Annotated in this window: 12 protein-coding genes; 6 read left to right on the top strand and 6 right to left on the bottom strand. The window is 71.3% G+C overall.

The window, feature by feature from the left end; translation table 11 throughout:
- Positions 1-51 precede the first annotated feature (51 nt).
- Positions 52-486, bottom strand: coding sequence for a winged helix-turn-helix transcriptional regulator (locus tag HNR73_RS24990; RefSeq protein ID WP_184790036.1), 435 nt, complete (start codon positions 484-486; stop codon positions 52-54).
- A gap of 113 nt (positions 487-599) precedes the next feature.
- On the opposite strand from HNR73_RS24990, the gene HNR73_RS24995 reads away from it, so the two are divergent.
- Entirely contained in the window at positions 600-1,529 is a 930-nt protein-coding gene (locus HNR73_RS24995; RefSeq protein WP_184790037.1) for an NADP-dependent oxidoreductase, read from the top strand.
- Between the two features lie 10 nt (positions 1,530-1,539).
- Here the strand turns inward: HNR73_RS24995 and HNR73_RS25000 are convergent, their stop codons facing one another.
- Positions 1,540-1,965, bottom strand: a complete 426-nt coding sequence (locus HNR73_RS25000; RefSeq protein WP_184790098.1) for a winged helix-turn-helix transcriptional regulator — start codon at positions 1,963-1,965, stop codon at positions 1,540-1,542.
- Positions 1,966-2,113: 148 nt separating this feature from the next.
- Between HNR73_RS25000 and HNR73_RS25005 the strand changes: the two genes are divergently transcribed.
- From HNR73_RS25005 to HNR73_RS25015, 3 genes are read left to right on the top strand one after another with little or no spacing between them, the layout of a single operon-like run.
- Complete coding sequence (locus HNR73_RS25005) at positions 2,114-3,064, top strand: NADP-dependent oxidoreductase (protein ID WP_203687026.1); 951 nt, start codon at positions 2,114-2,116, stop codon at positions 3,062-3,064.
- A gap of 41 nt (positions 3,065-3,105) precedes the next feature.
- Positions 3,106-4,035, top strand: a complete 930-nt coding sequence (locus tag HNR73_RS25010; RefSeq protein ID WP_184790038.1) for an ankyrin repeat domain-containing protein — start codon at positions 3,106-3,108, stop codon at positions 4,033-4,035.
- A 9-nt stretch (positions 4,036-4,044) separates the two neighbouring features.
- Entirely contained in the window at positions 4,045-5,403 is a 1,359-nt protein-coding gene (locus HNR73_RS25015) for an ankyrin repeat domain-containing protein (protein ID WP_184790039.1), read from the top strand.
- Here HNR73_RS25015 and thpR read toward each other — a convergent pair.
- From thpR to HNR73_RS25030, 3 genes are all read right to left on the bottom strand, one after another.
- Positions 5,400-5,993: an RNA 2',3'-cyclic phosphodiesterase gene (gene thpR, locus HNR73_RS25020; RefSeq protein WP_184790040.1), complete on the bottom strand. Its 594-nt coding sequence runs from the start codon at positions 5,991-5,993 to the stop codon at positions 5,400-5,402. The two genes, HNR73_RS25015 and thpR, sit on opposite strands and share 4 nt — an antisense overlap.
- Positions 5,990-6,352, bottom strand: a complete 363-nt coding sequence (locus tag HNR73_RS25025) for a hypothetical protein (protein WP_239122409.1) — start codon at positions 6,350-6,352, stop codon at positions 5,990-5,992. The genes thpR and HNR73_RS25025 overlap by 4 nt, the downstream gene beginning before the upstream one ends.
- 112 nt (positions 6,353-6,464) lie before the next feature.
- The gene (locus tag HNR73_RS25030; protein ID WP_184790042.1) at positions 6,465-7,217 is read right to left on the bottom strand and encodes a maleylpyruvate isomerase family mycothiol-dependent enzyme; all 753 of its coding nucleotides are present in this window, start codon (positions 7,215-7,217) and stop codon (positions 6,465-6,467) included.
- Between the two features lie 172 nt (positions 7,218-7,389).
- Here HNR73_RS25030 and HNR73_RS25035 point away from each other — a divergent pair, with 172 nt between their 5' ends.
- A complete protein-coding gene (locus tag HNR73_RS25035; protein ID WP_184790043.1) occupies positions 7,390-8,706 on the top strand; it encodes an MFS transporter in 1,317 nt (438 codons plus the stop codon).
- On the opposite strand, the gene HNR73_RS25040 is transcribed toward HNR73_RS25035, so the two are convergent.
- Positions 8,703-9,026, bottom strand: a complete 324-nt coding sequence (locus HNR73_RS25040) for a hypothetical protein (RefSeq protein ID WP_184790044.1) — start codon at positions 9,024-9,026, stop codon at positions 8,703-8,705. The genes HNR73_RS25035 and HNR73_RS25040 overlap by 4 nt on opposite strands.
- A gap of 174 nt (positions 9,027-9,200) precedes the next feature.
- On the opposite strand from HNR73_RS25040, the gene HNR73_RS40110 reads away from it, so the two are divergent.
- Complete coding sequence (locus tag HNR73_RS40110; protein WP_239122408.1) at positions 9,201-9,443, top strand: hypothetical protein; 243 nt, start codon at positions 9,201-9,203, stop codon at positions 9,441-9,443.
- The last annotated feature ends 347 nt before the right edge of the window (positions 9,444-9,790 follow it).

Here is a 9,790-nt window from a genome sequence, read left to right on the forward strand (position 1 = left end):
ACGTTCGGTCGTATCGGGGGCCCGAGTGGGCGATTTCGCCTATCGGGTATTTCACCCCCGCTTGTTCAGTGTCGCGACCGGTTCGGCGGCGGCGCGGGAGTCGTATTCCCGGCGTGCCTCATAGACGTTGTCCATATGCGACTCGGCCCAGTCCTTCACCTGAGTCATCAGCCCGACGAGGCTGCCGCCGAGCGCGGTCAGCTCGTAGTCGACGCGGACCGGGACCGCCGCGGTGACCGTGCGGACGACCAGTCCGTCGCGCTCCATCGTCCGCAGCGACTGCGTCAGCATCTTCTGGCTGACGCTCGGGATCGCGCGCGACAGGTCGCTGTAACGCAGCGGTCCCGCGCTCAGCGCGGCCAGCAGCAAGGTCACCCACTTGCTGCTGATCTGTGCGAGCAGGTTGTGGGAGGGGCATTCGGCCAGGTAGGCGTTGTAGCTGTCTCGTTCCCGCTCGCGCCGGGCGGCGGCCGTCAGCGTGGGCATCGCTCTCCTCCTGGTGGGGTACGCACTTCCAGGTGCCTTCTTTCCGTTGGAGAGTAGCCGCCATAACGTTGCCCGCGTAACCGGAAGTGATCCACATCAAGGGAGCAGTGCACATGCGCGCCGCGGTCATCAACTCGTTCGGCGGACCCGAGGTCCTCCAGGTCATCGACGTAGCCACACCCGAACCCCGCCGGGGGCAGGTCCGCGTGCGGATCGCCGCCGCTGCGGTCAATCCCGTCGACGTCGCCACCGCCGCCGGGATCATGCACCAGGTCGGCAACGCCCCCGCACGCGCCGAGACCGGCCTCGGCTGGGATCTCGCCGGCACGGTCGACGCCGTCGGGCCGGAGGTCACCGGCTACGCCGTCGGCGACCAGGTCATCGGCATCCTCGACCGCGTCGGCGCCCCTCGCGGATCCTTCGCCGAGTACGCGATCGCCGACACCGGCCAGCTCGCCAAGGCCCCCGCGACGGCCACACCCGCCGAGGCGTCGACGATCCCGCTCCCGGGACTGACCGCCTGGCAGGCCCTGGCCGCCCTCGGCCTCAAGGCCGGGCAGTCCCTGTTCGTCTCCGGCGCGGCCGGCACCCTCGGCGCCTTCACCGTCCAGCTGGCCGCCGCGCGCGGCATCGAAGTCCTCGCCCAAGGCGGCGAAGGCGACAAGGAACTCCTGCGCTCCCTCGGGGCCGCGCACGTGATCCGGCGCGGCGAGGACGCCGGTGAAGCCGTCCGCGAGATCCATCCGTCCGGTGTGGACGGTGCCGTCGACGCCGCCGTCATCGGCATCGCCGCCCTCGACACCGTCCGCAACGGCGGTGGGATCGCCATGCTCGTCGGCACGGTCCCGCGCCTGCGGAACATCACCGTGCACGACATCCTCATCCACGCCGACCCGCACGCGCTCGCCGAGCTGGTGTCCCTCGCCGACGCGGGGGGCCTCGACCTGCGCGTCGCCGGGACCTACCCGCTGTCCGGCATCGCCGCCGCCTACGAACGCTTCGGCGAAGGCGGACTGCGCGGCCGGCTCGTCCTCGAACCCTAGGCCGGGGCCGTCAGCCCCGCCGGTTGAGTTCGCTCACCGGCGGGGTCTCTCGCGCGTCATAGTCCTCGCGGGCCGAGGCCACGGTGTCCATATGGGACTCCGCCCACACCTTCACCGCCCACACCAGGGGGAGCAGCGACCGGCCCAGCCCGGTCAGCGCGTAGTCGACGCGCACCGGCACGGTCGGGGTGATCGTGCGCTCGACCATTCCGTTGCGCTCCAGCATCCGCAGCGTCTGCGTGACCATCTTCCTGCTCGCACCCGGGACGAAGCGCAGCAGCTCGGTGTAGCGGCGAGGCCCGTCGGTCATCGCGATCAGCATCAGGTTCGACCACCGGGTGCCGATCTGGTCGAGCAGCTGCCGGGCCGGGCAGTTCGGCAGTGCTGCGTCGTAGACGAACTCTCCGGGGAGCTCGCCGGGGGAGGGGACCGGCATCGGGGGCGGCGCGGTGGTGGTCACGGCACTCCTCGCGGGGGAGTTGGGCACTTCAGAGTTCCTTCTTTCGAAAAGAGAGTAGCCGCCATAGCTTGGGGCTCGGCCGGGCGCGCGCCCGGCCGGTGAGTCCACTGAGGAGTGACGGCACATGGGTGAGAAGACGATGCGGGCCGTGGTGCTGCGGTCCTACGGCGGTCCGGAGGCGCTCGAAGCGGCCGATGTCGCGCTGCCCGAGGCGGGCGACGGACAGGTGCGGGTGCGGATCGAGGCGATCGGCGTGCACGTGGTCGACGCGGTGATCCGGCGGGGTTTCATGGCCGAGCGCGAGGGTGGCGCCGGACTTGAGTACGCGGGCCTCGGCCATGACGCGGCCGGGACAGTCGACGCGATCGGCGCCGGCGTACCCGGTCTGGCGGTCGGCGACCGCGTGATCGGGTTGCACAGTGCGCTGGTCAAGCCTTTGGGCACCTACGCCGAGTACGCCGTCTTCGACGCCGTCGAGCTGGCGCCGGTGCCCAAGGGCCTCGACGCGGTGACCGCCGCGACGCTGCCGTCGAACGGTCTGACGGCACTGCAGGCCCTGCGGCTGCTGGATCTCGGTGAAGGCGCGACCCTGCTGGTCACCGGCGCCGCCGGGAGCCTCGGCGGGTTCGCGGTCCAGCTGGCGGCGGCGCGGGGGATCGAGGTGATCGGACTGGCGTCGGCCGCCGACGAGGCGGCCGTCCGCGCGCTCGGCGCACGCGGGTTCGTCGCCCGGGACACCGGCATCGCCTCCGGGGTGCGAGAAGTGGCACCGTCCGGTGTGGACGGAGTGCTCGACGCGGCGATGGTCGGGCAGGAGGCGGTAGCCGCCGCCGCGGACGGTGGCGTGTACGTACAGGTGACGCTGCCCGGTGAGGCCCGGCCGGAGCGTGGCGTGCGGGTCGTGAACGTCTGGTGCGAAGCCGATCCCGGCGACTACGCCGAGCTCGTGTCGATGGTCGAGCGCGGCGTGCTGACCCCGCGCGTGCTGGCGACGTATCCGCTGGCCGAGGCCGCCGCCGCGCACGAGCGGCTCGACCGGGGCGGCCTGCGCGGTCGCCTGGTCCTGCTGCCCTAGACGGAAACCGGGATGTCGCTCGCGCGGGCTAGGCTGCCGCGATGAGCGACATCCCCGGCCCGTCGGCCGATCTGCTCTTCCAGCTTCGCCGCCTCGGCGGCCGGATCCCCGAAGACGTCCCCGCCGCGACCGAGGCACCGACCCCCGCCGGGCCGCACGCGCTGCCCGCCGCGCTGCGGGTCCTCCTCGCCGTCGAGTGGCCCGCGCGGCACATCCTGCTCACCAAGGACGGCGGAGTGTTCCACGAGGCGCACCTCCCGGACGCGCGGGAGACCCCGGCGGAGCTGCTGAAACCCGTGCGGCACTGGCACACCATCGGCCACGACGACTCCGGCCACGAACTCGTCGTCGACCTCGCCGAGGCCGACGGGACGGCCGACCCGTGGACCTACCGCGTCGAACGGACCGGCGGGAAGCGCCCGCCGAAGCCGAAGCGCCTGTCGGAGCGGCTGGCGAGGTTCACGGCGAAGCCCGCGCCCGCCGAGCGTCACCGGCTCGCGCGCGCCTGCGCCTACGGCGACCTCGCCGCCGTCCGCGAGGACCTGGCGGCGGGCGCGCCGGTCGGCCGGCTGGACGACCTCGGCTACACCCCGCTGCACCTGGCCGCGCTGTGCGGCGGCTCGCCGGAGATCGTGTCGGCGCTGCTCGACGCGGGCGCCGACGTGCATGCGACCGTCGCGTCCTTGCAGCCCGCGCTCGCCCTGATCGTCGGCGACGAAAGGCTTCGCGGTCTCCGCCTGCGCACCGGCGGCACTCCCTTGCACGGCGCCGCGTGGAGCACGCACCCGTTCTTCACCCGGCATCTGCCGCGCGGGACCGAGGTCGTGGCGCTCCTGCTGGCCGCCGGTGCCGACCCGGAACGGCCGGACAGTGTCGGCCGCACCCCGCTGGAGATCGCCGGAGGCATCCCCGGACCGCAGGCCGCCGAGGCCGCCCGGCTCATGCGGGAGACCGTCGCACCGTCCACATAGGATCGCGCGATGTCCCACCTCTCCCCGAAGGTCCACAAGCAGCTCACCCGGCTCAAAGGCCGGATACCCGCCGGCTTCGCGCCCGGCGAGCAGATCGTCGACACGCCCGTCGGCCCGCGCCCGGTACCACCGTCGGTGCAGGCACTGCTCGCCGTCGAGTGGCCCGCGAAGCACGTGCTGCTCACCAAGGACGAGTTCGGCTGGGAGGTGCACATCCCCGCCGAGTGCGAGACGGAGAAGGGTCTCGTTCGGGAGGACCGGGCCTGGTACACCGTCGGCTACGACGAGGGACAGTGGTACATCGTCGTCGACCTCGACGAGGCCGCCGCGTCCGGCGACCCGCTCACCTACCGCGTCGACCACGAAGGTGACGAGCCCGTTCCGTGGGCCGAAACCCTCTCCGAGCGGCTCGCGGGCATCAAGGTCAAGCGCCCACCCGCCGCGAAGTACGCCTTCATTCGCAGCTGTGCCGTCGGCGACATCGAGGCCGTGCGCGCAGGGCTGGCCGCGGGAGCCTCGCTGGGCCCCGTCAACGACACCGGCATCACCCCGCTGCACATGGCCGTCTTCACGGGTCGGTCGGTCGAGCTGGTCGAGCTGCTCGTCGAGGCCGGAGCCGACGTCAACGCCGCCGTCGTGCGCGAGATCCCGTCGCTGCACACCTTCGTGGAGAAGGAACGGTTGTTCGGGCGGGAGTACCGGGTCGGGGATACGCCCCTGACGGGAGCGCTCGACGGGTTCGACTGGCGAGCCCACGATGCCGCGCCGATCGCCGCCGAGCTCGTGCGGATCCTCCTGGAGGCGGGGGCCGACCCGAACGTGAGCGACAAGTACGGGAACCGTCCGCTTCCCCAGATGGCGAGCGCGCGGAGTCCCGAACTCGTCGAGGTCGTCCGGATGCTGCTGGCCTTCGGCGCCGAGGTCGGCACCGAAGGCGGTGGCGGGCGGACCCCGCTCGACTCGGCCGTGTTCGGGAGCCCCGAGATCATCGCCGAACTGCTGGACAGGGGCGCCGACCCAGGCCGGCGCGGATCCGGGACCAATCTGGGCATCAAGGGTCTGACGCCCCTGCACGTGGCCGCGTTCGGGGCCGAGGAGGCGAACCTGCGCCTGCTCGTCGACGCGGCCGGGGACGTCGACGTCCGCAGTCTGGACGGGTTCACCCCGCTCCACCTCGCCGCGATGGCCGTCAACCCGGTCAAGGCGCGCATGCTGCTCGACGCGGGCGCGGATCCGCGGATCCCGGTTCCCGGCGACCCGGGTGTGCTCAGGGCAGGGCTGCGGGCGCGCACGCCGCTGGAGATCGCGCGCGAACTGGAACGCGATGAGGTCGCCGCGGTCCTGGAGGAGTTCCTGGCGCGCCCCTAACCCGCCCGTCGCCTCCGCGCTAACACCACGCTCCAGCGGTCGAGCACCTCGTAGTGCACGGTCCCGTTGTCGCCGCGGCTTTCCACGAGCGCGATCTCGCCGACGCTCCACGCCGGCCCGCGGTACGCCTTCAGGGCGTCCAGGTCGGCGGCGAGCTCGTCGCCGCTGACCGAACCGCCCGGCCGGGCGAGGGTGAGGTGCGCCTTGAGGGGGCGTTCGTCGAAGCCGATCCGGTGCGTCGACAGGTGCGCGCGGACGGTCTCGGCGAGGGCCGTCAAGGGCCCGGTGTCGCCTTCGACGGCCGCCCACAGGACGGTCGAGCGCCCGTCGCGCTGGAAGGTGCCGCCACCGGCGACGCGCAGGCGGATCGGCGGGGAGTAGCGGACCTCGGCGGCGGCGGTGCTCAGGGCCGCGCGGACGTCGGCGAGGCGTTCACCGTCGACGGGGCCGATGAAGGCAAGGGTGAAATGCCACTGGTGGTGGGGCATCGGGCGCGAGCGTGCCGAGTGCAGGCCGTCGGCCACCGGACCGAGGTCGGTGACGACCTCGGCCGGTGGGTAGACGGCGACGAACAGCCGTGCCGTCGTCATTGACGGTCCTGGCGGTTGGGCTCCCGTCGGGTCTCGTCGATGTGCAGTCCGGCGCGCTGGAGCGCCCCGGTGACACGGACCCGTTCGATCTCCAGGTCGAGGCCGTCGAGGCCGTCGAGGTGCTGGTCGACGCCGAGAGCGGCGCAGGCCTGGCGCAGGGCCCGGTCACGGTCCTCGCGCAGGACGGCCCTGCGGGCTTCGGAGCTCGTGCGGGCGAGCGCCGTCGACAGGCGGCGCAGCTCGGCGGCGATCTCCTCGATCGGCGGTTGCGGTATCGGGCGGAGTTTGGGCAGTTTTCGTTTGGCTGCCTCGGCGCGTTCGGTCATCTCGTCGGCGTTCACCACCAACCAGGCGATCACGCACGGAAGGCTGGCCAGCGTAACCAACGCCAGCACCACCACTAGTGCGCGTAGCACGTTCACGTACTTGAGCTTACGTCCGTGCGCAAGCCCTTTGCGTCGTCCAGCGGTCTCACTGGGTGAAGGACGCGAGCATTCGGTGCAGTCGCTCGGCCTCTTCGGCGTCGCCTTCGATGGTGACCTTGTCGTCGGGAACCCTGCGCCAGAGCCAGAGCAGGACGTCGGTGGGGTCGCCGCTGATGCGCACGGCGGGGTCGGCGGGGGTGTCGCCCTCGGTCACGGTGACCGATTCGGGCGTGACCCGGACGGTGAACTCGCGGTCTCCCGTGGCGATCACCACGGCCTCGCCGGTGCCTTCGGCCACGACGGGCGCGCACTCCTCGGGCCAGCGGGCGAAGGCCCAGGCGAAGAAGATGGTGAGCAGCTCGTCGACGCCGTCGACGGCGATGTCCTCGGCGATCGGCGTGATCGCGACGCCGGCGGCCAGTTCGGCGTCGGCGCGGTGGACGGCGGTCTCCTGGGCCATCCTGCGCGCCCAGAAGCCGACCGTCTGGTCGGGGTCGTACCAGGTGTAGGCGGGTGAGGCGGCCTCACGGCCGGTGAACTCGGCCAGCAGGTGCCCGAGTCCGGTGCGCATCCGGGTCAGCGGCGCCGTCGCCGCGCGCTCCGGCGGCCACGGCTGGGGCTCGGCGCCGAGCTTGATGCACAGCGTCTTGTGCTCGTAGACTTCCCCCAGATGGTGCACCAAGTCGGTGACCGTCCATTCCGGACAGCTGGGCACCTTGGCGTCCATGTGACCGTCGACGACCTCGGCCAGGCGGGCCGCGTCGGCGGTCAGACTTGCGGTGTAGCGGGACCACTCCATGCGCTCCACCATGACACGGCATCGCAACCGGCAACGGCGGGTTGGCCGATATGTAAGGACCACCATTGGGTGATGGTCATAACATTGCCCTTTTAATTGCGAGGTAGGCGCGCTAATGTCAGTGGGCATTCACGAGTAAGGCTCTCTACTTCTGGGAGGCGTAACGCCCACAATGAGACATCAGCTGGCAGACACCTTCAGATCACTCAAGGTACGCAACTTCCGGCTCTTCCTCACCGGACAGCTGATCGCTCTCATCGGCACCTGGATGCGCTTCATCGCCCTCGACTGGCTCGCCCTCGACCTCTCGGGCAACTCCGGCGCCGCCCTCGGCCTCGTCACCGCCTTCCAGCTCGCGCCGACCCTCGTCTTCGCGCTCTACGCCGGCAAACTCGCCGACCGCTTCGACAAGCGCCGGATCCTCCAGCTGTGCAACGCCATCTGGTTCGTGCTCACCGCGCTGCTCGCCGTCCTGGTCATCAGCGGCCAGATCCAGCTGTGGCAGATCTACGCCTTCTCACTCATCCTCGGCGTCGTCAGCGCCCAGGAGATCCCGACCCGGCAGGCCTTCGCCTCCGAACTCGTCGGCCCCGAACTCCTGCCCAACGCCCTCGCCCTCAACGGCGCGACCTTCAACAGCGCCCGCATCGTCGGCCCCGCCATCGCCGGTGTCCTCATCGCGCTCATAGGCATCGGGCCCATCTTCCTCATCAACGCCGTCACCCTCCTCGTCACCGTCGTGACCATGGCGATGATGAACCCCGCCGAACTCCACCGCGCGCCCAGAACCGGCCCCGTCGGCACCGTCCGCGAAGGCCTCGCCTACGTCCGGCGCCGCCCCGACCTGCTGCTGCCCCTCGCGCTCGTGCTCATCGTCGGCGGCTTCGGCTTCAACTTCCAGGTCACCCTCGCCCTCATGGCCAAGGAGGAGTTCCAGACCGGACCCGCCGCCTTCGGCCTGCTCACCACCGCCCTCGCCCTCGGCGCGCTCGCCGGAGCCCTCGGCGGCACCAAGCGGCGCAAACGGCCCAGCGTGTACCTGGTCCTCGGCGCGGCCATCGGCTTCGGAGTGCTGGAGATCCTCGCCGGGTTCGCGCCCAGCTTCGCCATCGCCGTCGCCCTGCTCGTCCCGACCGGCTTCCTCATGGTCTTCTTCGCCCAGGCCGCCAACCAGCGCGTCCAGCTCGGCGTCTCCGCGCGGATGCGCGGACGCGTCATGGCGCTGTACGTGATGGTGTTCCTCGGCTCGGCGCCGATCATCGCGCCGGTCGTCGGCTGGCTCGCCGAACTGCTCGGGCCCCGCTCGGGCCTGTGGGTCGGCGGCGCCCTGTCGCTGCTCGCCGGGCTGACCGCGCTGTTCTACCGCAGCCGCCGCCGCGGCGTCGCGGTCTCCCTCGAACGCCGGCCCCGGCCGCACCTGGTGTTCACCGAACCCGGGCAGGAGACCGTCAGCTTCCCCAACGGGATCAAGTGGGAGAAGGCGGCCTAACGGCCGATCGCCATCGTCTCCGGCGGCTTACCGTGACGCTCACGGTAGGCCGCCCTGATCTCGTCCGACACGTCCTCCCCGGCCGCGAGACGCAGGAGCAGCGGGACCAGCCAGTGCAGGTCCGCCGCCTCGAACTCCACCGCGAAGGCCGGATTCAACCCCGCACCCTCCCCGTCGACGACGTTCGCGAGGGGGACCTGCCCGCCCCCGTTCGCGGCATGCGGACCGACCGAGAACGCCACGATCGAGTCCGCGCCCGACGGAAACACCGCCACCTCGATGGGATGCGGATAGTTCCCCGACGCCGTGCGCGCCACCACCAGGAAACGCCTCGGCTCATGTCGCTTCCGTGCCACCGGGACCTCCGGACCGTCTAGGTCAACGACCGGGCCGCGCGAGTCAGCAGCCGCGTGATCGACAAGTGATGGACCGGCGTCGCCGACGCCCAGAGCAGACGGGCGAGAGGCTTGCGGTAACGGACCACCGTCACCCACATGACCCGCCCATGCGAAACCGTCACGATGTTCTGCGTGTCCATCCCCCACGACGACGCGCCCATCACCAACTCCACACCGTTGTCGGCGATGACCGGCCACCCCGCCACCAGCTCCGGCGACTCCGGCGAACCCAGCTTCAAACCCAGCCCGAAACGCCAGGCCGAACGCACCGACCAGCCCAACCACGGCGGCATCGTCTCGAACACCGCCTTCGCCCACCACCGCGCCGGCGGCGGCTGAAACGGCAACGACAACTCGTAAGCCGAGGCGTAGTCGTACTTCGCGACCGCCGGATGCGTACCCGGAGCCGGGACACGGCGGGCGGTCAGAGCGTTGGGAGCGGACACGGGGAACCTGCTCTGCTGGTTTGGGCGGCGCGAACGAGACCGCCTGGCGGGTATGGGATCGGGCTGTGCTGGTTCGGGCGGTGCGAACGAAACCGCCTGGCGGGTATGGGATCGGGCTGTGCTGGTTCGGGCGGTGCGAACGAGACCGCCTGGCGGGTATGGGATCGGGCTGTGCTGGTTCGGGCGGTGCGAACGAGACCGCCTGGCGGGTATGGGATCGGGCTGTGCTGGTTCGGGCGG

Source organism: Phytomonospora endophytica (assembly GCF_014202425.1).
Taxonomy (GTDB): domain Bacteria; phylum Actinomycetota; class Actinomycetes; order Mycobacteriales; family Micromonosporaceae; genus Phytomonospora; species Phytomonospora endophytica.

Excerpts from the sequence above, each read along its gene's own strand:
- HNR73_RS24990 (WP_184790036.1), bottom strand. The coding sequence starts at position 486 with ATGCCCACGCTGACGGCCGCCGCCCGGCGCGAGCGGGAACGAGACAGC.
- HNR73_RS24995 (WP_184790037.1), top strand. The coding sequence starts at position 600 with ATGCGCGCCGCGGTCATCAACTCGTTCGGCGGACCCGAGGTCCTCCAG.
- HNR73_RS25000 (WP_184790098.1), bottom strand. The coding sequence starts at position 1,965 with ATGCCGGTCCCCTCCCCCGGCGAGCTCCCCGGAGAGTTCGTCTACGAC.
- HNR73_RS25005 (WP_203687026.1), top strand. The coding sequence starts at position 2,114 with ATGGGTGAGAAGACGATGCGGGCCGTGGTGCTGCGGTCCTACGGCGGT.
- HNR73_RS25010 (WP_184790038.1), top strand. The coding sequence starts at position 3,106 with ATGAGCGACATCCCCGGCCCGTCGGCCGATCTGCTCTTCCAGCTTCGC.
- HNR73_RS25015 (WP_184790039.1), top strand. The coding sequence starts at position 4,045 with ATGTCCCACCTCTCCCCGAAGGTCCACAAGCAGCTCACCCGGCTCAAA.
- thpR (WP_184790040.1), bottom strand. The coding sequence starts at position 5,993 with ATGACGACGGCACGGCTGTTCGTCGCCGTCTACCCACCGGCCGAGGTC.
- HNR73_RS25030 (WP_184790042.1), bottom strand. The coding sequence starts at position 7,217 with ATGGAGTGGTCCCGCTACACCGCAAGTCTGACCGCCGACGCGGCCCGC.
- HNR73_RS25035 (WP_184790043.1), top strand. The coding sequence starts at position 7,390 with ATGAGACATCAGCTGGCAGACACCTTCAGATCACTCAAGGTACGCAAC.
- HNR73_RS40110 (WP_239122408.1), top strand. The coding sequence starts at position 9,201 with ATGACCCGCCCATGCGAAACCGTCACGATGTTCTGCGTGTCCATCCCC.